The 24801-nt window shown below is 68.6% G+C and carries 24 protein-coding genes; 9 read left to right on the plus strand and 15 right to left on the minus strand.

What is annotated here, in order from left to right:
• The first annotated feature begins 31 nt into the window (after positions 1-31).
• Positions 32-1177, plus strand: coding sequence for a PQQ-dependent sugar dehydrogenase (locus ABB22_RS04755; RefSeq protein WP_055770910.1), 1146 nt, complete (start codon positions 32-34; stop codon positions 1175-1177).
• 49 nt (positions 1178-1226) lie between these two features.
• On the opposite strand, the gene ABB22_RS04760 is transcribed toward ABB22_RS04755, so the two are convergent.
• From ABB22_RS04760 to tsaD, 5 genes are all read right to left on the minus strand, one after another.
• A complete protein-coding gene (locus ABB22_RS04760) occupies positions 1227-1721 on the minus strand; it encodes a CcdC protein domain-containing protein (RefSeq protein ID WP_057505066.1) in 495 nt (164 codons plus the stop codon).
• 106 nt (positions 1722-1827) lie between these two features.
• The gene (locus ABB22_RS04765) at positions 1828-3999 is read right to left on the minus strand and encodes a glycoside hydrolase family 3 N-terminal domain-containing protein (protein ID WP_275452915.1); all 2172 of its coding nucleotides are present in this window, start codon (positions 3997-3999) and stop codon (positions 1828-1830) included.
• An 88-nt stretch (positions 4000-4087) separates the two neighbouring features.
• Positions 4088-5356, minus strand: a complete 1269-nt coding sequence (locus tag ABB22_RS04770; protein WP_055770918.1) for a mechanosensitive ion channel family protein — start codon at positions 5354-5356, stop codon at positions 4088-4090.
• Between the two features lie 94 nt (positions 5357-5450).
• Positions 5451-5804, minus strand: coding sequence for a dihydroneopterin aldolase (folB, locus tag ABB22_RS04775; protein ID WP_055770921.1), 354 nt, complete (start codon positions 5802-5804; stop codon positions 5451-5453).
• Between the two features lie 174 nt (positions 5805-5978).
• The gene (gene tsaD, locus ABB22_RS04780) at positions 5979-7004 is read right to left on the minus strand and encodes a tRNA (adenosine(37)-N6)-threonylcarbamoyltransferase complex transferase subunit TsaD (RefSeq protein ID WP_055770924.1); all 1026 of its coding nucleotides are present in this window, start codon (positions 7002-7004) and stop codon (positions 5979-5981) included.
• A gap of 265 nt (positions 7005-7269) precedes the next feature.
• Here tsaD and rpsU point away from each other — a divergent pair, with 265 nt between their 5' ends.
• The 6 genes from rpsU (at position 7270) to ABB22_RS04810 (ending at position 12383) form a co-directional block, all read left to right on the plus strand.
• Entirely contained in the window at positions 7270-7485 is a 216-nt protein-coding gene (gene rpsU, locus ABB22_RS04785; RefSeq protein ID WP_002808376.1) for a 30S ribosomal protein S21, read from the plus strand.
• Positions 7486-7620: 135 nt separating this feature from the next.
• Complete coding sequence (locus ABB22_RS04790; protein WP_055770927.1) at positions 7621-8067, plus strand: GatB/YqeY domain-containing protein; 447 nt, start codon at positions 7621-7623, stop codon at positions 8065-8067.
• Positions 8068-8164: 97 nt separating this feature from the next.
• Positions 8165-9043 carry a YihY/virulence factor BrkB family protein gene (locus ABB22_RS04795; RefSeq protein ID WP_055770930.1) on the plus strand — a complete coding sequence of 293 codons (879 nt, stop codon included), beginning with the start codon at positions 8165-8167 and terminating at the stop codon, positions 9041-9043.
• A 57-nt stretch (positions 9044-9100) separates the two neighbouring features.
• Positions 9101-10834: a DNA primase gene (dnaG, locus tag ABB22_RS04800; protein WP_055770933.1), complete on the plus strand. Its 1734-nt coding sequence runs from the start codon at positions 9101-9103 to the stop codon at positions 10832-10834.
• A 20-nt stretch (positions 10835-10854) separates the two neighbouring features.
• Positions 10855-11352: a protein tyrosine phosphatase family protein gene (locus ABB22_RS04805; RefSeq protein WP_055770936.1), complete on the plus strand. Its 498-nt coding sequence runs from the start codon at positions 10855-10857 to the stop codon at positions 11350-11352.
• 29 nt (positions 11353-11381) lie between these two features.
• Positions 11382-12383, plus strand: coding sequence for a bile acid:sodium symporter family protein (locus ABB22_RS04810; RefSeq protein ID WP_055770938.1), 1002 nt, complete (start codon positions 11382-11384; stop codon positions 12381-12383).
• Between the two features lie 67 nt (positions 12384-12450).
• Here ABB22_RS04810 and cyoE read toward each other — a convergent pair whose 3' ends face one another.
• From cyoE to ABB22_RS04830, 4 genes are read right to left on the minus strand one after another with little or no spacing between them, the layout of a single operon-like run.
• A complete protein-coding gene (gene cyoE, locus ABB22_RS04815; RefSeq protein ID WP_055770940.1) occupies positions 12451-13344 on the minus strand; it encodes a heme o synthase in 894 nt (297 codons plus the stop codon).
• A 4-nt stretch (positions 13345-13348) separates the two neighbouring features.
• Positions 13349-14512 carry a COX15/CtaA family protein gene (locus tag ABB22_RS04820; RefSeq protein ID WP_055770942.1) on the minus strand — a complete coding sequence of 388 codons (1164 nt, stop codon included), beginning with the start codon at positions 14510-14512 and terminating at the stop codon, positions 13349-13351.
• 10 nt (positions 14513-14522) lie between these two features.
• A complete protein-coding gene (locus tag ABB22_RS04825; protein ID WP_055770945.1) occupies positions 14523-15098 on the minus strand; it encodes a hypothetical protein in 576 nt (191 codons plus the stop codon).
• Positions 15099-15125: 27 nt separating this feature from the next.
• Positions 15126-15839 (minus strand): SURF1 family protein, encoded by a 714-nt coding sequence (locus tag ABB22_RS04830; protein ID WP_055770948.1) that lies wholly within the window; start codon positions 15837-15839, stop codon positions 15126-15128.
• Between the two features lie 57 nt (positions 15840-15896).
• Between ABB22_RS04830 and ABB22_RS04835 the strand changes: the two genes are divergently transcribed.
• The gene (locus ABB22_RS04835; RefSeq protein ID WP_055770950.1) at positions 15897-16115 is read left to right on the plus strand and encodes a twin transmembrane helix small protein; all 219 of its coding nucleotides are present in this window, start codon (positions 15897-15899) and stop codon (positions 16113-16115) included.
• Positions 16116-16232: 117 nt separating this feature from the next.
• Here the strand turns inward: ABB22_RS04835 and ABB22_RS04840 are convergent, their stop codons facing one another.
• The 6 genes from ABB22_RS04840 to ABB22_RS04860 form a co-directional block, all read right to left on the minus strand.
• Positions 16233-17108 (minus strand): cytochrome c oxidase subunit 3, encoded by an 876-nt coding sequence (locus ABB22_RS04840; RefSeq protein WP_055770952.1) that lies wholly within the window; start codon positions 17106-17108, stop codon positions 16233-16235.
• Positions 17109-17129: 21 nt separating this feature from the next.
• Positions 17130-17717 (minus strand): cytochrome c oxidase assembly protein, encoded by a 588-nt coding sequence (locus ABB22_RS04845; RefSeq protein WP_055770955.1) that lies wholly within the window; start codon positions 17715-17717, stop codon positions 17130-17132.
• The gene (locus ABB22_RS18885) at positions 17714-17848 is read right to left on the minus strand and encodes a hypothetical protein (RefSeq protein ID WP_268768315.1); all 135 of its coding nucleotides are present in this window, start codon (positions 17846-17848) and stop codon (positions 17714-17716) included. Before ABB22_RS18885 ends, ABB22_RS04845 begins: the two co-directional genes overlap by 4 nt.
• A 10-nt stretch (positions 17849-17858) precedes the next feature.
• Entirely contained in the window at positions 17859-19469 is a 1611-nt protein-coding gene (ctaD, locus tag ABB22_RS04850) for a cytochrome c oxidase subunit I (RefSeq protein ID WP_055770958.1), read from the minus strand.
• Positions 19470-19533: 64 nt separating this feature from the next.
• Positions 19534-20466, minus strand: coding sequence for a cytochrome c oxidase subunit II (gene coxB / locus ABB22_RS04855; protein WP_055770961.1), 933 nt, complete (start codon positions 20464-20466; stop codon positions 19534-19536).
• 17 nt (positions 20467-20483) lie between these two features.
• On the minus strand, positions 20484-20957 hold the full coding sequence (locus tag ABB22_RS04860; protein ID WP_055770964.1) for a DUF2244 domain-containing protein: 474 nt from the start codon (positions 20955-20957) through the stop codon (positions 20484-20486).
• A gap of 304 nt (positions 20958-21261) precedes the next feature.
• Between ABB22_RS04860 and putA the strand changes: the two genes are divergently transcribed.
• On the plus strand, positions 21262-24468 hold the full coding sequence (gene putA / locus ABB22_RS04865; RefSeq protein WP_055770967.1) for a bifunctional proline dehydrogenase/L-glutamate gamma-semialdehyde dehydrogenase PutA: 3207 nt from the start codon (positions 21262-21264) through the stop codon (positions 24466-24468).
• Positions 24469-24801 lie beyond the last annotated feature (333 nt).

A 24801-nucleotide genomic window follows, 5' to 3' on the forward strand; every position in this document is an offset into this window, starting at 1 on the left:
TCGCCACCCGCTTCCCGCCCCGGAGAACGCCATGCCCCGCTCCCTGCTGCTCAGCCTGGCCCTTGGCCTGGCTCCCCTCCTGTCCACCAGCGCCTGCGCCGCGGACCCCGCCGCCGAGGCGGCGGTCAAGCCGGCGCAGTGGCCGTTCGCCGCCACCGAGGCCGCGCGCTTCGACGAGCCGTGGGCGATGGCGTTCCTGCCCGACCGCAGCCTGCTGGTCACCGAGAAGGCCGGCAAGCTGGTCCACTTCGATCCGGCCAGCGGCCGCCGCCACGAGATCGCCGGCGTGCCGAAGGTCGCCTACGGCGGCCAGGGCGGCTTCGGCGACGTGGCACTGCATCCGCATTTCGCCCGCAACGGGCTGGTCTATTACAGCTACGCCGAAGAAGGGGCGAACGATACTCGCGGCGCCGCGGTGGCGCGCGCGAAGCTGGTGCTCGATGCCGGCGGCGGCGGCCGCCTGGCCGATGCGCAGGTGATCTGGCGGCAGACGCCGAAGGTAAGCGGCAACGGCCACTATGGGCACCGGCTGCTGTTCGGGCCCGACGGCAAGCTTTGGATCAGCTCCAGCGAACGGCAGAAGTTCGACCCGGCGCAGGACATGGGCGGCAACCTCGGCAAGATCATCCGCCTCAACGACGACGGCAGCGTGCCAGCCGACAACCCGTTCGCCGCGCAGGGCTCGCCTGCCGACCAGGTGTGGTCGCTCGGCCACCGCAACATCCTCGGCCTGGCCTTCGACGCGCGCGGGCGGCTGTGGGAAGACGAGATGGGTCCGAAGGGCGGCGACGAACTGAACCTGATCCAGCGCGGCGGCAACTATGGCTACCCGCTGGTCTCCAACGGCGACCATTACGACGGCCGCAGCATTCCCGACCACGACACCCGCCCGGAATTCGTCGCGCCCAAGGTCAGCTGGACGCCGGTGATCTCCCCGTCCAGCCTGATCATCTACAACGGCGCGCTGTTCCCGCAGTGGCGCGGCAACGCCTTCATCGGCGGGCTGTCGTCGCAGTCGCTGGTACGCATCGCCTTCGACGGCGACAGCGCGCGCGAAGCCGAGCGTTTCGACATGGGCAAGCGCATCCGCGCGGTGGTGCAGGGCCCGGATGGCGCGTTGTGGCTGCTGGAAGACGGCAGCAATGCGCGGCTGCTCAAGCTGACGCCGCGCGGGTAATCCACGGCAGTCCGCACGACGGGCCATCCGCGCGCGGCGGGCCGCGCTCCTACGCTTTCTGGCGCATGCGCAGGTGCAGGCCGATGGCCTGCACCAGTCCGTAGCAGACCAGGGCGGCGGCCAGGCCCAGGGTCAGCGGACTGGCGTTGGCCGCGCCCGGCGCCATGCCCTGGCTGAAGGCGCCGTCATGCCAGCGCCAGGCCAGGCGTGCGACCAGCAGTACCGACAGCGCGCCGCCGATCCAGGGATTGGGCGTGTAGCCGGGCCGGCCTTCGCGCACATCGAAACGCGTGTGCTTCAGCGCGAACACGCCCAGCCCGATGCCGGCCAGCGCGCCCACGGCCATGCCGGCGGCCACGTGCGGCACGAAGGCCACCGCCAGTCCGAGCATCGCCGCCACCAGCACCAGGATCGCGATGCGTACCAGCGTGCGGCGCGGTTGCCAGGCTTGCCAGCCGAAGTGGCGGCGGAGGCGGCGGTAGTACAGCCAGCCGAAACCAGCGGTCATCAGCCACGGCAGGTAGGTGGGCATCGGTGCAGGCATCGGCGGATCTCCGGCGGGCGCGGCGACAGCATCGCACGCCCGCCGCCCGCATCAAGATGCCGGTCGTCACCCGTCCCCGCCCGGCACGCGGGCCGGAGGTACGCGCTCAGGGCGTCAGCAGTTCGAACCGCACCGGCGCGCCGCTCGCCGACGAGGCGCAGACCCACAGGTCGAACAGGCCCGGTTCGGCGGTAAACACGCCCTCGCCGTTGGTGAAGGCCAGTTGCCCGCGGTCGAGCCGGAACACCACGTCCTTCGCCTCGCCGGGGGCCAGCAGCACCTTCTCGAACGCCTTGAGTTCACGTACCGGGCGCACGCGGCTGGCGACGCGGTCGTGCACGTACAGCTGCACCACTTCCTCGGCGGCCACCGCGCCAGTGTTGGTGAGGGGGGTGGTGACGACCAGTTCGCCGTTCCAGTCCAGCTGCGGCGCGCTCAGCCGCGGCGCGCCATAGGTGAACGTGCTGTAGCCCAGGCCATGGCCGAAGGCGTACAGCGGCGCGTTGGGCATCTCGCGCCAGCGCGCCTTGAACTCGGACATCTCCGGCAGTTCCGGGCGGCCGGTGCGCGGGTGGTTGTAGAAATAGGGTTGCTGCCCGGAATGCTGCGGAAAGCTCACCGGCAGGCGCGCGGACGGGCTGTAAGCGCCGAACAGCACGTCGGCCACGGCATGGCCGGTCTGCGTACCGAGGAACCAGGTCACCGCGATGGCCTGCGCATCGCGTACCGCGCCCTGCAGTGCCAGCGCGCGGCCGTTGCGCAGCAGCACCACCACCGGCGTGCCGGTGGCGGCGACCGCCTCGGCCAGGGCCTGCTGCGCCGGCGGCAGCACGATCTCCACCCGCGACTGCGCCTCGCCGCTGTAGCGTTGCGGTTCGCCCAGCGCCAGCACCACCACGTCGGCACGGCGCGCGGCGGCCACCGCCGCCTCGATGCCACCTTCCACGGCGTCTTCCAGCGCGCAGCCGGGCACCACGTCCAGCAGCGCATCATCGTCCAGCGCCGCGCGCACGCCCGCTTCCAGCGTGACGTAGCGCGCCTTGTCGCCGAACAGCGTCCAGCAGCCTTCGATGTTGTCGCGGTCCTGCGCGAACGGGCCGATCAGCGCGATCTTCTGCCCGGCCCTGCGCAGCGGCAGCAGCGCGCCCTCGTTCTTCAGCAGCACGATCGAACGCCGCGCCGCGTCGCGGGCCAGCGCGTCGTGCGCGGCGATGTGCGAGGTGTCGGCCTCGCGTGCCGGGTCCAGCGAGCGGTACGGATCGTCGAACAGGCCGATGGCTTCCTTCAGGCGCAGGATGCGGCGCACCGATTCATCCAGCACCGCCATCGGCACCTGTCCGCTTTTCACCAGCCCGGGCAGGTGCGCGGCGTAGAAGCCGCTCTGCATGCTCAGGTCCAGCCCGGCCAGGAACGCCTTGGCCGTGGCATCGGTCTCGTCGGCGGCATAGCCGTGCGCGATCAGCTCCATGTCGGCGGTGTAGTCGGAGACCACCACGCCGTCGAAGCCCCACTGCCCGCGCAGCAGGTCGGTCAGCAGCCAGCGGTTGGCGCTGGCCGGCACGCCGTTGATGTCGTTGAAGGCGCTCATCAGCGCGCGCGCGCCGGCCGCCAGCGCCGCCTTGAACGGCGGCAGGTGCACGTCGTGCAGGGTCTGCGGCGAGATGTCCACCTGCGCGTATTCCATGCCGGCGGCGACCGCGCCATAGGCCGCGAAGTGTTTGGGCGTGGCCAGCAGCGAATCGGCGGCGGCCAGGTCCGCGCCCTGGAAACCACGCACGCGCGCGGCGGCGAAGGCACAGCCCAGCACCACGTCCTCGCCGGCCGATTCCGCGCCGCGGCCCCAGCGCTGGTCGCGGGCGATATCCACCGCCGGCGCATAGGTCCAGTGGATGCCGGCGGCGGTGGCCTCGATGGCGGTGGCGCGGGCGGTGCGCTCGGCCAGTTCCGGTTCGAAGCTGGCGGCCTCGCCCAGCGGGATCGGGAACACCGTGCGCATGCCGTGGATCACGTCGGCGGCCAATGCCACCGGAATGCCGAGCCGGCTTTCCTCCACCGCCACGCGCTGGATCTCGCGGCCCTGCGCGGCACCGACGCCGTTGAACAGGCTGCCGACGCGGCCGGCGCGCACCTGTTCCAGCACCTGCGCGGCGTTGCGCACGTTGGCTTCGGGGTTCACGTCCGGCGCGAACGGGCGGACCATGTCGGCGAACACGCCCAGCTGGCCGACCTTCTCCTCCAGGGTCATGCGGTCGATCAGGGATTGAATGCGGTCTGCCACCGGCGGTCCTTGTATGGAAACGCTTACAAAGCGCGGATTCTAGCGCCGCCGTCGTGAAGCCCGGAAAGCCTGCCCACCCCGCACATCGTCAGGCGGATACCGGCTCGCCGCGCATCGCCATCAGCATCGCGTCGCTGGATTCCTGGAACACGCGCAGGCCGAACTCGGGCAGGATCGCCAGCAGGTGATCGAACACGTCCGACTGCGTGGCCTCGTACTGCGCCCATGCGGTCGAGGCGGTGAAGCAGTAGATCTCCAGCGGCAGCCCCTGCGGCGTCGGCGCCATCTGCCGGACCAGCAGGGTCATGTCCTGGTGGATGCCGGGGTAGCTGCGCAGGTAGCGCTCGACATAGGCGCGGAAGGTGCCCAGGTTGGTCATCCGGCGCGCGTTGACCTCTTCCGGATGCGCCTGCGCGATCTGCGCGTTCCACTGCTGCAGCTCCACGCGCTTGCCGGCCAGGTAGTCGTCGAGCAGGCCGAACCGCTCCAGCCGGTCCAGCGCCGGCGCGTCGAGGAAGCGCACGCTGTGCTGGTCCAGGAAGATCGAGCGCTTGATCCGCCGCCCTCCCGATTCCTGCATGCCGCGCCAGTTCTTGAACGACTCGGTGACCAGCTTCTTGGTCGGGATGGTGGTGATGGTCTTGTCCCAGTTCTGCACCGTCACCGTATGCAGGGCGATGTCGATCACGTCGCCATCGGCGTTCTGGCTGGGCATCTCGATCCAGTCGCCGATGCGCACGCGGCCGTCGCCGCTGATCTGCACGCTGGCCACCAGCGACAGGATGGTGTCCTGGAAGATCAGCATCAGCACCGCAGTGGCCGCGCCCAGCCCGGTCACCAGGTAGCGCAGGTCGACGCCGGCCAGGGTGGCGACGATGGACAGCCCGGCGATCACGAAGATCACGATCTTGGCCACCTGCAGGTAGCCCTTGATCGGCTTGTCGCGCGCGTCGGGACGCCGCTCGTACAGGTCGTTGGCCGCGTCCAGCGCGTGCGACACCGCCAGCGCGACGGTCAGCACCGCCCACGCCTGGCAGGCGCCGACGATGAAGGCCACCAGGCTCGGCGGCAGGTCCGGCACCACCTTGATGCCGGCGGCGATCACCTGGCTGGGCACTACGTTGGAGAGCCGCGCGATCACCCGCATCAGATGACTGCCGCGCCCGGTCTCGGCGCCGGGCAGGCGGCTGAGCAGCCGGCGCAGGCCGCGCAGCAGGATGCGCTTGGTGATCCAGTTGGCCAGCCCCGCCGCGACCAGCAGGACCGAGACCATCAATGCCAGGTAGGCGCCGGGATAGGGTTCCAGTGTGTCCTGCAGCCGCTCCAGCCACTGTGCCGCCACCACCGCATCCACCATCGTGGTATCTCCTGTATTCCGTCGTTATTGAAGTCGCCGGCCGCGGGCCGGCATTGCGGGCTGGCGGGGTTGCCGGCCGGGCCGGCCTCCCCCGTCAGGTCCGGTCGCGTTCGATGATCACGCCCACCGCGCGCGCGCCGCGCACCGCACCGGGCTTGCTCAGCTTCAGGCGCAGCCAGCGCACGTCGAATTCATCCAGCACGATCCGCGCGCAGCGCTCGGCCAGGGTTTCCACCAGGCCGAAATCCGATTCGCGCACGTATTCCTGCAGGCGCTTGCTGACCGCCTTGTAGTTGAGCGTGTCGGCGATGTCGTCGCTGGCCGCCGGCCTGCGGTTGTCGAAACCCATCTCCAGGTCGAACACCAGGGTCTGGCGGATGCGCCGTTCCCAGTCGTAGATGCCGATCAGGGCGTCGATCTCGAGCCCTTCGATGAATACCTTGTCCATTGCGTCCGTCGCGGTGAATGAACGGACATGGTAACGAGCCGCCCCTGAGCTTGCCGTGCACGCGGCCGCCTTGCCTGCGCAGGAGCGCGCTCCAGCGCGCGATGCAACGCTATGTGGAACGCCGGTTCGCGCACCGGCGGGCATGCCTGCGGCGTTGCCGGCAAGCGGCGCGGGTCACACCGGCGGCAGCGTGGCCATGTCCCAGCGCGGCACCACCTTCACCTCGGCCGGGCTGTGCTGGCCGGCCTGCAGGCGCAGCGCGCCGGCGAAGGCGATCATCGCGCCGTTGTCGGTGCACAGCGCCGGGCGCGGGAAGCACACGCGGCCGCCGCGGCGCTGCGCGGCGTCCTGCAGCTTCGCCCGCAGGCGCTTGTTGGCGCCGACGCCGCCGGCCACCACCAGCACGTCGCAGCCGGCTTCATCCAGCGCGCGCCCGCACTTGATCGCCAGCGTATCGACCACCGCGTCCTCGAAGCCGCGCGCGATGTCGGCGCGGGTCTGCTCGCTCTGGTCGCTGTCGCGCCAAGCCAGCAGCACCTGGGTCTTGAGCCCGGAGAAACTGAAATCCAGCCCCGGCCGGTCGGTCATCGGCCGCGCGAACCGGAACCGGCCGGGCGTGCCGGCCTCGGCCAGTTTCGCCAGCTGCGGACCGCCCGGATACGGCAGGCCCATCAGCTTGGCGGTTTTGTCGAAGGCCTCGCCGGCGGCGTCGTCCAAGGTCTCGCCGAGCAGGCGGTACTGGCCGATGGCGTCCACCGCCACCAGCTGGGTATGCCCGCCGGAGACCAGCAGGGCCACGAACGGCGGCTCCGGCGGGTCGTCCTCCATCAGTGGCGCCAGCAGGTGGCCCTCCATGTGGTGCACGCCGATGGCCGGCACATCCAGCGCCCAGGCCAGCGAACGCGCCACCCCGGCGCCGACCAGCAGCGCGCCGACCAGGCCGGGACCGGCGGTATAGGCCACGCCATCCAGTTCGGAGACGGCGATGCCGGCCTCGTCCAGGGTTTGCCGGATCAGCGGCAGGGTCTTGCGCACGTGGTCGCGGCTGGCCAGCTCCGGCACCACGCCGCCATATTCGGCGTGCAGCGCGATCTGGCTGTAGACCGCATGGGCGCGCAGGGCGTCGACGCCCGACAGCGCGGTGTCGTACACCGCCACGCCGGTTTCGTCGCAGGAGGATTCGATGCCGAGGACTTTCATGCCGGTATTGTGAACCCCAAGGCGCGCGTTTACGAACCGCGACGGCGGGCGCGGGGCTATCCGGACGCCCCGTGGGGCCGGCCCCGTCCGCCGGCATCGCGACCGTCTTCCTGCCGCGGCGGTGCTGGCCGGGTGGCCGCCCCAAGGTCGCGGCGGGCCGCTTTCCGGAGGCCCGCCCTGCCCACCTACTTGCGCCCGGATTCAAAGCGGCTATAATGCGCGGCTCACCGGGCGTGACCCGGTCTCACTGTGTCCCGGAGATTCCATGCCCAGCGTCAAAGTCCGCGAGAACGAACCTTTCGAGTTTGCGCTCCGCCGCTTCAAGCGCACCTGCGAAAAGGCCGGCGTGCTGGCCGAGACCCGCAAGCGCGAGTTCTACGAAAAGCCGACCCAGGAACGCAAGCGCAAGGCCGCTGCTGCCGTGAAGCGCCAGCTGCGTCGTTCCTCGCGCGACGTCACCAAGCGTCAGCGCCTGTACTGATCGGACGCAGCTCCTGAACGGAGGCTTCGGCCTTCCGTAACTGGAGTGAAAGCCGGCACGCGCGAGCGTCGCCGGCTTTTTGCGTTCCCGCGCCACGCGCGCACCCCCGCATTCCGATCCCGCAAGAGGTGATCCATGAGCCTGAAACAGCAACTGACCGACGACATGAAGGCCGCCATGAAGGGCGGCGACAAGCACTCCCTCGGCGTGATCCGCCTGATCAACGCGGCGATCAAGCAGAAGGAAGTGGACGAGCGCATCGAGCTGGACGACGCCGCGGTGATCGCGGTGCTGGACAAGATGGTCAAGCAGCGCAAGGACTCGGTGACCCAGTACGAGGCCGCCAGCCGCGAGGACCTGGCCAAGGTCGAGCGCGACGAGATCGTGGTGATCGAGCGCTACGTGCCGGCCAAGATGGGCGAGGCCGAGATCCTGGCCGCGATCAGCACCGCCATCGCCCAGACCGGCGCCAGCGGTGCGGCCGACATGGGCAAGCTGATGGGCGCGCTCAAGCCGCTGCTGGCCGGCCAGGCCGACATGGGCCTGGTGTCGAGACTGGTCAAGCAGGCGTTGGCGGGCTGATTCGGCCGCACGTCGTACGCCGGCCCTGCCATCCGCGGGCCGGCGGGTCGTCCTCCATCACGGCGACCACCGCGACGGGTATGCGATCCTGCACGCCATGGCGCCCCTGTCACCGGACATGAAGCACCGCCTCGAGCGGTTGCAGCAGAGCCTGCCGGCCGCCCTGGCCCGCCGCTTCACCGAAGCGGACGTGATGACCCAGGCGGCCTCGCTGGCGTTCTACACCCTGCTCTCGCTGGCACCGCTGCTGGTGCTGCTGCTGTGGCTGACCGCTTCGCTCTACCCGCCGGCGCAGCAGGCGCTGGTCGGCCAGATCGGCGACCTGGCCGGCAGCAGCGTGGCGGACGTGGCCGACACGGTGATCGCCAACGCCGCCGCGCGGCCCGACCTGGGCTCGCTGGCCGGCGTCTGGAGCCTGCTGCTGCTGTTCGTCGGCGCCACCGTGGTGTTCGCCCAGCTGCAGGGCGCCCTGAACCGGATCTTCCATACCGACCTGCAGCGCTTCGACGGCGTGCTCGGCTGGCTGAAGAAACGCATTTTCTCCGCCGGCGTGGTGCTGGCGCTGGGCTTCCTGCTGATCGTGTCGATGGTCGCCACCACCGCGCTGCAGGTGGTGTTCGCGCACCTGCCCTCGCTGCTGCCGGCGGTGGGCTACGTATCCACGCTGGTGCTCTACGCGCTGGGCTTCGCCTTCCTCTACCACTACCTGCCCGACCGCCCGGTGGCGTGGCGCCAGGCCTTCGGCGGCGGCGCGATCACCGCGGCGCTGTTCACCCTGGGCCGCTACGGCATCGGCCTGTACATCGCCAATGCCGCGCCCGGCAGCGCCTACGGCTCGATGGGCACGCTGGTGATCATGCTGGTGTGGGTGTACTACGCCAGCGTGGTGTTCTTCGTCGGCGCCCTGGTCACCGCGGTCATCGACGAACGCGCGCATCCACGGGCGGTTGCCGCCGCTCCGGCGCCGGGCCTCTAGTACACTTGCCGCACACCTTCGCCATGTACCGCCGCCGGCGGTGCTCCATTTTCCAGCATGGCCCGAATCCCAGACGCCTTCATCGACGACCTGCTCGCCCGCTCCGACATTGTCGAAGTGGTCGGCTCGCGCGTGCCGCTCAAGCGCCAGGGCAAGGAGTACGCGGCGCGCTGCCCGTTCCACGACGAGCGTTCGGCCTCGTTCACCGTCTCGCCGACCAAGCAGTTCTACCACTGCTTCGGCTGCGGCGCGCACGGCACGGCGATCAGCTTCCTGATGAACTACGACCGCCTCGAGTTCCTCGACGCGGTGGAGGAACTGGCCAAGCGCGCCGGCATGGAAGTGCCGCGCGACGCCAACCCGCGCAGCCCGCAGCAGCAGGACGACAGCCGCGACCAGTACTCGGCGCTCGACGCCGCCACCCGCTTCTTCCAGAAGCAGCTGGAAGGCAATGACAAGGCGCTGGCCTATCTCGATGGACGCGGCGTCGACGCCGACACCCGCGCGCGCTTTTCCATCGGCTACGCGCCGGACGGCTACAGCGCGCTGAAGGACGCGCTGGGCAAGGACGAGCGGCGCATGAAGCTGCTCGACCGCGTCGGCCTGTTCTCCAAGAACGACCGCGGCCACGTCTACGACAAGTTCCGCGACCGGGTGATGTTCCCGATCTTCGACCGCCGCGGCCGGGTCATCGCCTTCGGCGGCCGGGTGATGGAAAAGGACGACGGTCCCAAGTACCTCAACTCGCCGGAAACCGCGCTGTTCCACAAGGGTCGCGAGCTGTACGGCCTGTGGCAGGTACGCCAGGCCAACCAGAAGATCGAGCGGCTGATCGTGGTCGAGGGCTACATGGACGTGGTCAGCCTGTTCCAGTTCGGCGTCACCCAGGCGGTGGCGACGCTGGGTACGGCAACCACGCCCGACCACGCCGAGCTGCTGTTCCGCAACGCGCCGGATGTGTATTTCTGCTTCGACGGCGACAACGCCGGACGCAAGGCAGGCTGGCGCGCGCTGGAATCGGTGCTGCCGCGGATGAAGGACGGGCGCCAGGCCTTCTTCCTGTTCCTGCCCGATGGCGAGGACCCGGACACCATCGTCCGCAAGGAAGGCGCCGAGGCCTTCGACACGCGCCTGAAGCAGGCCACGCCGCTGTCGCAGTTCTTCTTCGACGAGCTCACCCGCGAGATCAACCTGGGCACGCTCGACGGCAAGGCGCGCCTGGCCGAACGCGCGAAGCCGATGCTGGCGCAGATTCCCGATGGCGCCTTCGGCGACCTGATGAAGCAGGAACTGCAGCGCATGACCGGCGTGGGCCGCGCGCCCGCCGGCAACGCACCAGCCACCGCGCCCGTGCGCCGCGCGCAGGTCGCGCCGGTGCAGAAGCGCAGCCTGGTGCGCGCGGCCATCGCCATCCTGCTGCAGCAGCCTTCGCTGGCGCTGGGCCTGGAAGGCCACCACGCCATCGCCGGCCTGCGCCTGCCCGGCATCGAACTGCTGCTGGAGCTGCTGGAACTGGTGCAGCAGCGCCCGGACATCAGCACCGGCGCGCTGCTGCAACATTTCGACGGCCGCGAGGAACAGGCCGCGCTGCATCGCCTGGCGGCCGTCGCCCTGCCCGGCGACGAGGCCAGCTGGACCCAGGAACTGCACGACGCCGTCGTGCAGCTGGAAAAGCAGCTGCTGCAGCAGCGCGTGGACGAGCTGCTGGCCAAGCAGCGCCAGCAGGGCCTGGACGAGACCGACAAGTACGAGCTGCGCGAGCTGCTCAAGACGCGCGCGACCATGCGCTGATGCGCTGACGGAGAAGAGCGATGAACCCGCATCTGCCGAAGTTCCTGTTCCTGCTGCTGGCCTGTGCTGCCGCTGCGGGTGCCGCCGAACACGCGCTGAAACAGCCGCGCCCGGACCTGTTCACCGGCGGCCAACCCAGCGCGCAGCAGTTGCGCGATGCGGCGCGGTCCGGCGTCACCACGGTGATCGACCTGCGCATGCCGCAGGAAGACCGCGGTTACGACGAAGCCGCCGTGGCCGAGCAGCTCGGCCTGCGCTACGTGCGCCTGCCCATCGATGGCGCAGGCGGCATCAGCGAGGCCAACGCGCGCACGCTCGACCGCCTGCTCGGGCAGGACACCGGCACCACGCTGCTGCACTGCGCCTCGGGCAACCGCGCCGGCGCGCTGCTGGCGCTGGCGCAGGCACGGGTGCACGGCGCGCCCGTCGATGCCGCCCTGCAGTTCGGCCGCGATGCCGGCCTGACCTCGCTGGAGCCCGCCGTACGCACCGCGCTGGAGCAGCCGCCCGCGCACTGATTCCCGCCCCGACAAGGACACTCCCACCAATGACCCGCTGGTGGTCGCGCCTGCGACCGGACAACTTCACCCTCGCCCTGCTCGCTACCGTGGCCCTGGCCACCGTGCTGCCGATGACCGGCGCCGCCGCGCACGGACTGGACCGTTTCACCGACCTGGCCATCGCCGCGCTGTTCTTCCTGCACGGCGCGCGCCTGCCGCGCGAATCCATCATCGCCGGCATGCTGCACTGGCGCCTGCACCTGGTCATCCTGGCCTGCACCTTCGTGCTGTTCCCATTGCTGGGCCTGGCATTCAAGCCGCTGGCCGGGCCGGTACTGACGCCGGACCTCTATATCGGCGTGCTGTTCCTGTGCGCACTGCCGTCCACGGTGCAGTCGTCCATCGCCTTCACCTCGATGGCCGGCGGCAATGTGCCGGCCGCGGTATGCGCGGCGTCGCTGTCCAGCATCCTCGGCGTGTTCCTGACCCCGCTGCTGATGGGCCTGCTGGCCGGCAGCCAGGGCGGCATGGCCGATCCGCTGCATGCGGTCGGCGCGATCATGCTGCAGTTGCTGGTTCCGTTCGTCGCCGGCCACCTGCTGCGGCCGTGGATCGCCCGCTGGGTGGAACGGCAGCGCGCGCTGCTGCGCTATACCGACCAGGGCACGGTGCTGCTGGTGGTCTACGGCGCCTTCGGCGAATCGGTGGTCGAGGGCCTGTGGCACAAGACCCCGGTCGGCTCGCTGCTCGCCGCCGCGCTGGTGGCCGTGGTGCTGCTGGCCATCGCCATGCCCGGCATCACCTGGCTGGCACGGCGGCTGGGCTTCAGCCGGGAGGACGAGATTCCCATCGTGTTCTGCGGCTCCAAGAAGAGCCTGGCCACAGGCGTGCCGATCGCCAAGGTGCTGTTCGCCGGCGGCAGCCTTGGCGCGATCGTGCTGCCGATCATGATCTACCACCAGATCCAGCTGATCGTCTGCGCGATGGTGGCCCAGCGCTACGCGCGGTCGGCAGCCGGGAAGCAAGGTCCAGGCGCCAGCAGCCGCTAAGGCAGCGGCAGGAGCCAAGCTCCTGCCGTCACCGGCTCCTGTTTCCCGGCTACTGCCGGCTGCTGCCTCAAAGCCAGGGCAGCAGCCAGTGGTCGACCAGCAGGAAGGCGAACAGCGCCATCAGGTAGACCACCGAGTAGCCGAACATCTGCATGTTGAACATCTCGTCCGGCGGGTCCTGCATCTTCCATGCGTACCACAGGAACACGAGGTTCAGCACGGTGGCGCCGCCGAGGTAGAACACGCCGCTCATGCCCAGTGCGACCGGCAGCAGGGTCACCACCACCAGCACCACCGAATAGAACAGGATCTGCCGGCGCGTATGCGGCACGCCATGGGTGACCGGCAGCATCGGCACCGCCGCCTTGGCGTAGTCGGCGCGGCGGAAGATTGCCAGCGCCCAGAAATGCGGCGGCGTCCACACGAAGATGATCAGCACCAGCAGCGATGCGTAGGCCCAGTCCGAGGCGCCCTCCATGCCGGTGACCGCGGCCCAGCCCAGCATCGGCGGCATGGCGCCGGCAAGGCCGCCGATGACGATGTTCTGCGAGGTCGCATGCTTGAGGTACACGGTGTAGACCACCGCGTAGCCGATCAGCGAGGCGAAGGTCAGCACCGCGGTGAGCATGTTCACCCACAGCATCAGGATGGTCATCGACAGCGCGGTGAGCGCAGCGGCGAACACCAGCACCTGCCGCGAGGACACCTTGCCGACCACCAGCGGGCGCCACGAGGTGCGCGCCATCCGCGCGTCGATGCGCGCGTCCAGCAACTGGTTGATCGCCGCGGCCGCCGCCGCCGACAACCAGATGCCGATGAAGCCCAGCGCACCGGTCACCGCCTGCGCGGCGGTCGGCCAGCCGGGAATCGCCAGGAACATGCCCACCAGCGCGGTGAACACGATCAGGGCCACCACCTTGGGCTTGGTCAGGTCCCAGTAATCGCGCACGGTCGTCGTCATCGGCTTACTCCGGGGCACGCAGCCGCGCCAGCAGCGAGACCAGCACGAACAACAGGAACACGGCGCCGCCGTTGTGCATCACCGCCACCGCCAGCGGCAGCGCGAGCTTGACGTTGAGCACGCCCAGGGTGACCTGCAGCAGCACCAGCGCGCCCAGCGCGCTGGCCCAGCCGCGCATGCCCGGCAGGCGGAACATGCGCGCCGACAGCACCAGCAGGTACAGCGCCAGCACCACGGCCAGCATCCGGTGCGCCATCTGGATGGCGATGCGCGAAGCGCCGTCGAGTACCCCGCCTTCATAGTCCACGCCGATGCCGCGCCACAGGGTGAAGCCTTCGGCGTAGTTCTGCTGCGGCCACCATTCGCTCACGCAACGCGGGAAGTTGTCCAGCGAAGCGCTGCCGCCGCCGCAGGCCAACGCGGCATAGTTGGCACTGACCCAGCCGCCCAGCGCGATCTGCAGCACCAGCAGCGCCAGCCCGGCGCGCAGCCACCAGCGCAGGCGCGGCGCCTGCGCCAGGGTGATCGGCAGGTGCGTGGCCTTCCATGCCATCCACACCAGCAGGCCGAACATCAGCATGCCGCCGAGCAGATGCCCCATCACCACGATGGGCTTGAGCAACCAGGTCACCGTCCACATGCCAAGCAGCGCCTGGAAGATCACGACAGCCAGGGTCAGCACCGCCGCGCGCGACAGGTCGATGTTGGACCAGCGCAGCGCCGCCAGCAGCAGGATCGCCTCGCCGCCGATGGCCAGCACGCTGGAGGCGACATGTTCGCCGCGCATGTACAGGGGAATGGCCAGCGCCACCAGCACCGAGGCGGTGACCACCTGCGCCACGCCCCAGCGGTGGCGGCGCGCGGCCAGCAGCGCCAGGACCAGGATTTCCACGCCCAGCAGGCCGGCCAGGAAACGGTGCACCTGCTCGCGCCAGGCCTTGTGGCTTTCCAGCGGGCGGATCTCGCTGGCCACATGCTGCGCGGCTTCCACCTGCGTCTGCGGCCAGGTGACGCGGCCATAGCAGGTCGGCCAGTCCGGACAGCTCAGCCCGGCATCGGACAGGCGCACGAACGAGCCGAACATGATCGTGCTCGCGGTCATGATCAGCGCGAACCACGCCAGGCGATGGAAGTTGCGGTACAGCGCCGGACGCGCGGGGGCATTCATCGAACGGGACTCACTTCAGTTTCAACAGCCTGGAAAGATCGGTGCGCAGGCCACCGGGGTCGAAGCCCGGCGCGTAACGCAATACCACGAAGCCGTTGGGATCGATCACGTAAACCGGGATGCCGGCGGGGTCGTCCACCCCCGGCAGCTTCGCCCGGAACGCCGGAGAAGCCTGCAGCACCTTCAGCGCCGGCGAGGCCGTCACCTGTTCCGGCGGCGCACCCAGCCACAGTATTTCGACATTATCCGCGTTATGGCCGAACAACTGCCACACCGTGTCCAGCTGCTGCGACAAAGTGACGCAGGCCGGCGCGCACTCCGCCGCCGGCGCCAGCACGATGCGCCAGTGGCGGGCGGCCGGATTCCATTCGTAGGGACTGCCGTCGGCCAGCCGCAGCGGCTCCTGGCGCAGGTCCAGCGGCGGTTCGAACAACTGCCCGTGGTTGCGGTTCACCTGCGGCATCCAGCCGGAAAAGCGCAGGGCGCCGGCCAGCGCCATCGACCCGAAGAACATCGCGAAGATGATCAGCAGCACGCGGCGGCCGCGCTTGCGGATGATGAGTTGTTCCGGGGTCAGGGCATTCATGTGCGGCATTTTCCCATGGCTTGGCGTTCAGCGCCTGCGGCGGCGGCGCCGGTGCAGCATGGCGGCGATCACCAGCACCGCCAGCGCCATGGCTAACCATTGCACCGCATAGCCGAGATGGCGCGAAGGCGGCAGCGTATTGGGCAGCAGGTCCAGGTCGCGGGTGTAGCCCAGCGGCGATGCCGGATCCAGCCGCAGCACGTACCCCGCCAGCCCCGCGGCCGGAAGCCGCAGCTGCGCGGCGATGGCGGGGAAATCCAGGCGCGTGGCCAGCCACACCTGCAGCTGCGAGGTATCGGCCAGTGCCGGCCCCAACGCGATCCCGGGCGACGGCGGCGGCGCCCACAGGCCCTGCACCTCGATCCGGCCCTGCAGCGGCGCGATGGGCGGCAGCTGGCGGTCGGCCGGCAACGGCAACCAGCCCAGATCGACCAGCACCGCGCCACCATCCGCACGCGCGGCCTGGTACACCTTCAGGCCGGCACGGCCTTCGCGCAGCTGGTTGTCCAGCAGCACCGTGGCGGGCAGGAATTCCAGGCGGTCATGCACCCAGTGCAGCGTTTCCGGCGCGCGCATCGCCCGCGCCAGCGTCATCGCACCGCTGCGGTCCGGCGGCACCTGCGCCAGCAGCGCCTGCTTTTCGTGCATGCGCTGCAACTGCCAGACGCCCAGCGCGCTGAACGCGGCGGCTACCACCAGCGCCAGCAACCAGCCGAAGATGCCCGTGTGCTGTCGCGTCATGACAAGCGCGCCGCGAGCAGGTGAGATAGCACCGCCTTCCCACACTCAGAGCCGTGCATGAATGATTCGCTGAAGACACTGCTGGTGATCGCGTTCCTGATCGTCATCGTCTGGAATCTTGGCGCCGGGCTGTACTACCTGATGATCGATCGTGGCCAGACCAAGCGCACAGTCAATGCGCTGACCCGGCGCATCGTGCTGTCGGTGGTGCTGATCCTGCTGGTCGTCCTTGGCATCTATAGCGGCTGGATCAGGCCGCACGGTGTCGGCGGCTGAAGCCAGGGGTTTACATGCAGCGGGCGGACCCGTGAACGGGCGAGCCCATGAAGCAAAGGGGAGCGGTGAACCGGGGATCGATCCCCAGTGCTCCGCTCCCCGCTTTTTTCCCGCCGTTTACAGCACGTAGACGAACAGGAACAGCATCAGCCACACCACGTCGACGAAGTGCCAGTACCACGCCGCGGCCTCGAAGCCGAAATGGTTGTCGCGGGTGAAGTGCCCCTTGGCCGAGCGCAGCCACATGACGATCAGCATGATCGTGCCCAGCGCCACGTGCGCGCCGTGGAAGCCGGTGAGCATGAAGAAGGTGGAGCCGTAGATGCCCGAGCCCAGGGTCAGGTTGAGCTCGCCGTAGGCATGCATGTATTCCTCGGCCTGGAAGAACAGGAACACGCAGCCCAGCAGCACGGTAGCGCCCAGCCAGATCAGCAGCTGGCGGCGGTTGCCGGCCTTGAGCGCATGGTGGGCGATGGTCAGGGTCGCGCCCGAGGTCAGCAGGATCAGCGTGTTGACCAGCGGCAGGCCCCACGCCGGGATGGTCTGGAACAAGCCGCCGACGCTGCCCGGGCCGTTGCTCGGCCATGCGGCCGAATAGCCGTCCCACAGGATCTCGTTGGTCGCCACGCCGTGGCCTTCGCCGCCCAGCCAGGGCAGGCCGTACACGCGGGTGTAGAACAGCGCGCCGAAGAAGGCGCCGAAGAACATCACTTCGGAGAAGATGAACCAGACCATCCCCATGCGGAACGAGCCATCGACCTGGCGGTTGTAGTTCCCGCCGACCGATTCGCGGATCACGTCGCCGAACCACAGGAACAGGGTGAACACCAGCATCGCCAGGCCAAGGAAGAAGGTCCAGCGACCCCAGCTGGCGTCGTTGAGCCAGCTGGCCACTCCGACCATCAGCACCAGCATGGAAATCGAGCCGACGAAGGGCCAGCGACTCTGGCTCGGCACGAAGTAGACGTTGGCATCAGGCGTGTTGTGGGCCATGGCTTGCTTCCGGATCCGTGGTCAGGGGGCCGCGTGCGACGAGCCAGCGGCCGAGGCCGGTGCCAGCTGCGCCGTCAGCGCGTCGTTCTTGTAGAAGGTATAGGACAGGGTGATCGTGCGGACGTCTGCGGGCAGGTCCGGATCGACGATGAAACGCACCGGCATCTCGCGCTGCTCGCCGGCCTGCAGGGTCTGCGCGGTGAAGCAGAAACACTCGGTCTTGTTGAAATAGCCGGAGGCGCGCGCCGGAGCCACCGAGGGCACCGCGCTGCCGACCAGCGCGTGCTCGCTGTCGTTGCGGGCGAAATACAGCGCTTCGTTCAACTCGCCCGGCACCACTTCCATCGTCAGCTTTTCCGGATGGAAGGCCCACGGCAGCTTGGAATTGACGCCACCATCGAACTCGACCCGCACCACGCGCCTGTCGGTCGGGGCCTGGGAGGCGGCGACCTGGCTGGCGCCGCGCTCAAGACGGACGCCGAAGACCTTTTCGCAGGCGATGCGGTACAGCGGCACCAGCGAGAAGGTCAGCACGAACACGCCCAGCGCCACGCCGAGCAACCGGACGATGCCGGCATTGCGTTCGGGCCGGGGCGCGGGCGTGGTCAATGCGCCAGCACCCCGGACAGGATGAAGCCGGCGTAGATCGCCACCGCGATCAGGCCCACCACCAGCGCCGTGCGCCGCGAACGGCGGCGGCGCAGGGCCAGTTCATCGGATTGCCAGTCGGGACGGCTCATGATGCGCGCCTCAGTGGGTGACGTCGTCATGGGCCAGGTCGCCCGGCTGGATCACCGGCGGCACGGTGAAGGTATGCGCCGGCGCCGGCGACGGCACGGTCCACTCAAGACCCTTGGCGCTTTCCCAAGCGCGCGCCTCGGCGCGCTTGCCGCTGCGCAGCGACGACAGCAGGATGGCGGCCATCAGGAACGGGGTGACGAACATGCCGAACGCGCCGATCGAGCTGACCATGTTCCAGTCGGCGAACACCGGGTTGTAGTCCGGGATGCGGCGCGGCATGCCAGCCAGGCCGAGGAAGTGCTGCGGGAAGAACAGCAGGTTGACGAACACCATCGTCCACCAGAAATGCACCTTGCCCCAGAACTCGTTGTACATGCGGCCGGTCCACTTCGGCCACCAGTAGTAGACCGCGGCGATCAAGGCCAGCACCGCGCCGGTGACCAGCACGTAGTGGAAGTGGGCGACCACGAAATAGGTGTCGTGGTACTGGAAGTCGGCCGGCACGATGGCCAGCATCAGGCCGGAGAAGCCGCCGATGCTGAACAGCACCACGAAGGCGATGGAGAACAGCATCGGGGTCTCGAAGGTCAGCGAGCCCTTCCACATCGTGCTGACCCAGTTGAACACCTTCACGCCGGTCGGGATCGAGATCAGCATGGTGGCGAACATGAAGTAGATCTCGCCGCCCAGCGGCATGCCCACCGTGAACATGTGGTGCGCCCACACGATGAACGACAGGAACGCGATGGCCGCGGTCGCGTAGACCATCGCCTGGTAGCCGAACAGCGGCTTGCGGCTGAAGGTCGGGAGGATCTCGCTGACCACGCCGAACGCCGGCAGGATCATGATGTAGACCTCGGGGTGCCCGAAGAACCAGAAGATGTGCTGGTACATCACCGGGTCGCCGCCGCCGGCGGCGTTGAAGAAGCTGGTGCCGAAGAACTTGTCGGTCAGCAGCATGGTCACCGCGCCGGCCAGCACCGGCATCACCGCGATCAGCAGGAACGCGGTGATCAGCCAGGTCCAGCAGAAGATCGGCATCTTCAGCAGGTCGATGCCCGGCGCGCGCATGTTGAGCACGGTGGCGATGATGTTGATCGCGCCCATGATCGAGCTGATGCCGGCCACGTGGATCGCGAACACGCTGAAGGCGACGTTGTAGCCGCCCTGCAGCGACAGCGGCGGGTACATGGTCCAGCCGCCGGCGGGCGCGCCGCCAGGCAGGAACAGGGTCAGCAGCAGCAGGGTGAAGGCCACCGGCAGCAGCCAGAACGACCAGTTGTTCATGCGCGGCAGCGCCATGTCCGGCGCGCCGATCTGCAGCGGGATCATCCAGTTGGCGAGGCCGACGAAGGCCGGCATCACGCCGCCGAAGATCATCACCAGCGCGTGCACGGTGGTCATCTGGTTGAAGAATTCAGGCTTCATGTGCTGAAGCCCGGGCTCCATCAGCTCCCAGCGGATCAGCACCGACATGAAGGCGCCGACGATGAACATCAGGAAGCTGAAAAGCAGGTACAGCGTCCCGATGTCCTTGTGGTTGGTGGAGAAAAACCAACGCTCGAAGAAGCCCTGCTGGTGACCGTGATGGTCGGAGTGGCCCACTGCGGAGTTCGCCATTGCAGCTATACCTCGTTATCCAGTTTCCAGGCATCGCGCCGGCCAGGGCCGGCGCGCAGCGGTATCAGGCGCCAGCCGCCGCAGGCGCCGGTTCCGCGGCGGGCGCGGCCTCCGGCTGCGGGGCGTCGGTGGCGGGCGCGGCGGCAGGAGCGGGTTCGGCCGCCGGCGCCGGAGCGGGCTTGCGCGAGGCCAGCCACGTCTTGAATTCTTCCTTGGACACGGCCTTGACCACGATCGGCATGAAGCCATGGTCCTTGCCGCACAGTTCGGCGCACTGACCGCGGTACACGCCTTCCTGCTCGATGTTGGTCCAGCGCTCGTTGATGAAGCCCGGCACCGCGTCCTGCTTCCAGCCCAGCGCCGGCACCCACCAGGCATGGACCACGTCGTCGGAGGTGATGACGAAGCGGACCTTGGTATCCACCGGCAGCACCAGCGGGTTGTCCACGTCCAGCAGGTAATGCGGATCGGACGCCATGTTCGGCACCACGCCGCTCTGCCGCACCTCGTCGGACTTGCGGTCCAGGCGGCTGGTGAACTCGACGTTCTCGCCCAGGTACTCGTACTTCCACATCCACTGATAACCGGTGATCTTCACCGTCATCTCGGAGTCGCGGGTGTCGTACATGGAAATCAGCTTGGCCGTGGCCGGCCATGCCATCACCACCAGGATGATGATCGGGATGACGGTCCAGATGATCTCGGCCTTGGTGTTGTGCGAGAACTGCGCCGCCACCGCGCCCTTGGACCTGCGGAACTTGAAGATCGCATAGCCCATCGCGACGAACACGATCACGCCGATGACGGTACACACCCACAGCGCCACCATGTGCGCTTCCCACGCCATGCGCGCGGTATGGGTGACGCCCTTGCCCATGTTGAGCTGCCAGGGTTTTGGATCGCCCGCCTGGGCCCATGCCATCGGTGCCGCCAGCGCCATCGCCGCCAGCCCGAGTCCCTGCCTGAACCACATTCCCCACCTGTTGCTTTGCTTCATTGCCTAGACCCTTGACGTCATCGGTTGCGGCCTTCGTTGGCCGCGAGCAAGCCTTCCAGCGTCGCCGCCAGCTCCCTTCGTTCGGCAGGTGCGAGGAGACTCCCCACTTCGACCCGCTTCCCGCTGGAGACCAGCACGACCCGTTCGTCCTCGATCACCAGGCGCACCCAGTAGGGGTGAGCCCGGAAAACCGGCGGACATCCGGCCACGGGAATCACTTCCACGCAGTCCGGTCCAACCCGGATCTCTTCCCGGCGTTCGCCGCTGCGCCATGACGCGCGCAGGGCAGCTCCCACCAGGAAGCAATGCAATAACGCGAAGGCCGGGGCGAAAACGTTTCCAGACAGCCAGCCCAGGCCTGCCGAGAACAACATCAACCCTGCCAACGCGGCGAACAAAAGGACGAACTGCCGGGCGCTGAGCGCCCGTGGGGGATGCAGCACCAGCTGCGCACGTGAGCCGTCGGAAACCAGCCGAAGCATCTCGATCATGTCGCAACCGCGTCCGTACCGCGGAAAACGGCTTCGATGGTAGCCCCGCCCAATCACCCCGGCAAGCTCTCATTCATCAATGTCGTGATTGTTGCACTGCACATCGGACGAGCCCCCGGACCGAATAGACATCGGCGGATAATTTGCCGGATTCGGCACAAATGATATGCGCGCGGAATTTTTTGCCGTATCGCCTGCGTACCAATGGTTCTGCAACCAAAAAGTGGTTGCAGGGAGGACTAGGAAATCCGTCTCCAATGATTAAAATGGCCGAATCCCAACGTGTCCCCATGTGGTCATGCCCATGAATGCAACGCCGTCCAACCACGCCGCCGCGGCCCAGCCGCTGCTCTCGCCCGAACTGCCACCGGCACCGGCCGCGCTGCGCCAGGCCATCACCGACGCCTGGCTGAAGGATGAGGCCAGCCACGTCCGCGAACTGCTTGACCAGGCCCGCCTGCCCGCCGCCGAGCAGGCCCAGGTCCAGGCCACCGCCGCCGACCTGGTGCGCCGGGTGCGCGCCCGCGCCAAGGACCAGGGCGCGATCGAGGCCTTCATGCGCCAGTACGACCTCGGCAGCGAGGAAGGCGTGCTGCTGATGTGCGTGGCCGAAGCGCTGCTGCGCATCCCCGACCAGGAGACAGCCGACAAGCTGATCCGCGACAAGCTCGGCGAGGCCGACTGGAAGCGCCACATGGGCCAGTCCGACTCGGTGCTGGTCAACGCCTCGACCTGGGGCCTGATGCTGACCGGACATCTGGTCGACCTGGCCGACGACACCAAGCGCGACGTGCATGGCGCTTTCAAGCGCCTGATCGGCCGCGTCGGCGAGCCGGTGATCCGCCTGGCCGTGCGCCAGGCGATGAAGATCATGGGCCACCAGTTCGTCATGGGCCGCACCATCGGCGAAGCGCTGGCACGCTCGCACAAGGGCGACAACGCCAACTACCGCTATTCTTTCGACATGCTCGGCGAAGGCGCGCTGACCATGAAGGACGCGCTGCGCTACCTGGAAGACTACAAGCGCGCGATCCACGCCATCGGCAAGGACAACCTCGCCCGCGGCGGCAAGGCCGATGGCGACGTGACCCGTTCGCACGGCATCTCGATCAAGCTCTCGGCGCTGTATCCGCGCTACGAGCACGCCAAGCGCGAACGCGTGCTCAACGACCTGGTGCCCGGCGTGCTGGAACTGGCGCAGCTGGCCAAGTCCTACGGCATCGGCTGCACCGTGGATGCCGAAGAAACCGACCGCCTGGAACTGTCGCTGGACATCATCGAGCGCGTGGTCAGCGATCCCTCGCTCAAAGGCTGGGAAGGCTTCGGCATCGTGGTGCAGGCCTACCAGAAGCGCACCCCGTACACGATCGACTATCTCGCCGACCTGGCCCGCCGCATCGGCCACCGGCTGCAGGTGCGCCTGGTCAAGGGCGCGTACTGGGACGCGGAGATCAAGCGCGCGCAGATCGACGGCCTGCCCGGCTACCCGGTGTTCACCCGCAAGCAGAACACCGACGTGTCGTACCTGGCGTGCGCCAAGCGCCTGTTCGGCCACGGCGACGTGCTGTATCCGATGTTCGCCACGCACAACGCGGCCACCATCGCGGCGGTGAAGCAGATCGCGCAGGGCCGCACCTACGAGCACCAGAAGCTGCATGGCATGGGCGACGACCTGTATGCCGAAGTGATCCCGGCCGACCGCCTGGACGTGCCGTGCCGCGTGTACGCGCCGGTCGGTTCGCACGAAGACCTGCTGCCCTACCTGGTGCGCCGCCTGCTCGAGAACGGCGCCAACTCCAGCTTCGTCAACCGCATCACCGACGAGGACGTGTCCATCGACGACCTGATCCGCGACCCGGTGGAAGCCGTGTCCTCGTTCGCCTCCATTCCGCATCCCAAGATCCCGCTGCCGGTCGATTTGCTGCGCAGCCAGAACCATGACAGGAACAACTCCATGGGCATCAACCTCGCCAACGACAACGCACTGCGCGCCCTCGCCGAGCAGCTCAACGCCGCGATCAAACCCTGGCAGGCCGCCCCGCTGGTGCCCGGCGCCAACACCACCGGCGCCAGCCTGGCGGTGACCAACCCGGCCGACAGCCGCGAGGTGGTCGGCCACTGGCAGGCCGCCGACAGCGCCACCGTGCAGAAGGCGCTGGCCAATGCCGTGGCCGCGCAGCCGGACTGGAACCGCACCCCGGCCGCCAGCCGCGCCGCCATTCTCGAACACGCCGCCGACCAGCTGGAAGCGCGCATCGCCGAGTTCATGGCGCTGTGCGTGAAGGAAGCCGGCAAGAGCCTGCCGGACAGCGTCGCCGAAGTGCGCGAGGCGGTGGATTTCCTGCGCTACTACGCCAAGCAGGCGCGCGAGCAGTTCGGCGCAGGCGAGAAGCTGCCGAGCCCGACCGGCGAGAGCAACGAACTGCAGCTGCATGGCCGCGGCGTATTCGTCTGCATCAGCCCGTGGAACTTCCCGCTGGCGATCTTCCTGGGCCAGGTCAGCGCCGCGCTGGCCGCCGGCAACAGCGTCATCGCCAAGCCGGCCGAGCAGACCAACCTGGTCGGCTACTACGCAGTGAAACTGCTGCACGACGCCGGCGTGCCGGCCGAGGTGCTGCAGTTCCTGCCGGGCGACGGCGCCACCGTCGGCGCCGCGCTCACCGCCGATGCGCGCGTGGCCGGCGTGGCCTTCACCGGCTCCACCGAAACCGCCCGCGCCATCAACCGCGCGATGGCCGCGCGCGATGCCGCCATCGGCGTGCTGATCGCCGAAACCGGCGGCCAGAATGCCTTCATCGCCGACTCCTCGGCGCTGCCGGAACAGCTGGTCAAGGACGCGATCGGCTCGGCCTTCACCTCGGCCGGCCAGCGCTGCTCGGCCGCGCGCGTGCTGTTCGTGCAGGACGACATCGCCGACAAGGTGATGGCCATGCTGTCCGGCGCGATGGCCGAGCTGAAGGTCGGCAACCCGGGCGAACTGTCCACCGACGTGGGCCCGGTGATCGACGCCGATGCGTTGAAGATCCTCACCGACCACGCCACGCGCATGGACGCCGAAGCGCGCCTGATCGCCACCGCGCCGCTGTCCGACGAAGCCGCGCACGGTACCTTCTTCGCGCCGCGCGCCTATGAGCTGAAGGACCTGGGCCAGCTGCACAAGGAAATCTTCGGGCCGGTGCTGCACCTGATCCGCTGGAAGGCCGATCAGCTGGATGCGGTGATCGACCAGATCAACGCCACCGGTTACGGGCTGACCCTGGGCGTGCATTCGCGCATCGACGAAACCGTCGACCGCATCGCCTCGCGCGTCAATGTCGGCAACGTCTACGTCAACCGCAACCAGATCGGCGCCGTGGTCGGCGTGCAGCCCTTCGGCGGCCAGGGCCTGTCCGGCACCGGCCCCAAGGCCGGCGGTCCGCACTACCTGCTGCGCTTCGCCACCGAAAAGACGGTGACGGTGAACACCACCGCCGCCGGCGGCAATGCATCGCTGCTCACCCTCGGCGACTGATTGCTGAAGCCCATGCGACAAGTGGAAAACCCCGCGAAAGCGGGGTTTTTCATGGCTGTCTAACACCACTGGGCAGCGCCCGGCTGGGCTTGACCGGTGATGCCCCAAGCGGGGCGTTGCCCCGCTCTACAAAAGGCGGGTGCCGCTGCCCTGTAGCGCCGGGCAGCGCCCGGCGGGGCTTGACCGAGGATGCCCCAGCGGGGCGTTGCCCCGCTCTACAAAAGGCGGGGCGCTGCCGCTCTGTAGCGCCGGGCAGCGCCCGGCGGGGCTTGACCGGTGATGCTCCCAGCGGGGCGTTGCCCCGCTCTACATGCGAGGCATGCAGGCGCCGCT

The organism is Stenotrophomonas nitritireducens, from assembly GCF_001431425.1.
GTDB lineage: Bacteria > Pseudomonadota > Gammaproteobacteria > Xanthomonadales > Xanthomonadaceae > Stenotrophomonas > Stenotrophomonas nitritireducens.

Coding starts and splice junctions, on each gene's coding strand:
- putA (WP_055770967.1), top strand. CDS start 21,262: ATGAATGCAACGCCGTCCAACCACGCCGCCGCGGCCCAGCCGCTGCTC.
- dnaG (WP_055770933.1), top strand. CDS start 9,101: ATGGCCCGAATCCCAGACGCCTTCATCGACGACCTGCTCGCCCGCTCC.
- folB (WP_055770921.1), bottom strand. CDS start 5,804: ATGGACAAGGTATTCATCGAAGGGCTCGAGATCGACGCCCTGATCGGC.
- coxB (WP_055770961.1), bottom strand. CDS start 20,466: ATGAAGCAAAGCAACAGGTGGGGAATGTGGTTCAGGCAGGGACTCGGG.
- ctaD (WP_055770958.1), bottom strand. CDS start 19,469: ATGGCGAACTCCGCAGTGGGCCACTCCGACCATCACGGTCACCAGCAG.
- ABB22_RS04810 (WP_055770938.1), top strand. CDS start 11,382: ATGACCCGCTGGTGGTCGCGCCTGCGACCGGACAACTTCACCCTCGCC.
- ABB22_RS04760 (WP_057505066.1), bottom strand. CDS start 1,721: ATGCCTGCACCGATGCCCACCTACCTGCCGTGGCTGATGACCGCTGGT.
- tsaD (WP_055770924.1), bottom strand. CDS start 7,004: ATGAAAGTCCTCGGCATCGAATCCTCCTGCGACGAAACCGGCGTGGCG.
- ABB22_RS18885 (WP_268768315.1), bottom strand. CDS start 17,848: ATGAGCCGTCCCGACTGGCAATCCGATGAACTGGCCCTGCGCCGCCGC.
- ABB22_RS04835 (WP_055770950.1), top strand. CDS start 15,897: ATGAATGATTCGCTGAAGACACTGCTGGTGATCGCGTTCCTGATCGTC.
- ABB22_RS04755 (WP_055770910.1), top strand. CDS start 32: ATGCCCCGCTCCCTGCTGCTCAGCCTGGCCCTTGGCCTGGCTCCCCTC.
- ABB22_RS04820 (WP_055770942.1), bottom strand. CDS start 14,512: ATGAATGCCCCCGCGCGTCCGGCGCTGTACCGCAACTTCCATCGCCTG.
- ABB22_RS04805 (WP_055770936.1), top strand. CDS start 10,855: ATGAACCCGCATCTGCCGAAGTTCCTGTTCCTGCTGCTGGCCTGTGCT.
- ABB22_RS04790 (WP_055770927.1), top strand. CDS start 7,621: ATGAGCCTGAAACAGCAACTGACCGACGACATGAAGGCCGCCATGAAG.
- cyoE (WP_055770940.1), bottom strand. CDS start 13,344: ATGACGACGACCGTGCGCGATTACTGGGACCTGACCAAGCCCAAGGTG.
- ABB22_RS04830 (WP_055770948.1), bottom strand. CDS start 15,839: ATGACGCGACAGCACACGGGCATCTTCGGCTGGTTGCTGGCGCTGGTG.
- rpsU (WP_002808376.1), top strand. CDS start 7,270: ATGCCCAGCGTCAAAGTCCGCGAGAACGAACCTTTCGAGTTTGCGCTC.
- ABB22_RS04840 (WP_055770952.1), bottom strand. CDS start 17,108: ATGGCCCACAACACGCCTGATGCCAACGTCTACTTCGTGCCGAGCCAG.
- ABB22_RS04770 (WP_055770918.1), bottom strand. CDS start 5,356: ATGGTGGATGCGGTGGTGGCGGCACAGTGGCTGGAGCGGCTGCAGGAC.
- ABB22_RS04795 (WP_055770930.1), top strand. CDS start 8,165: ATGGCGCCCCTGTCACCGGACATGAAGCACCGCCTCGAGCGGTTGCAG.
- ABB22_RS04860 (WP_055770964.1), bottom strand. CDS start 20,957: ATGATCGAGATGCTTCGGCTGGTTTCCGACGGCTCACGTGCGCAGCTG.
- ABB22_RS04825 (WP_055770945.1), bottom strand. CDS start 15,098: ATGAATGCCCTGACCCCGGAACAACTCATCATCCGCAAGCGCGGCCGC.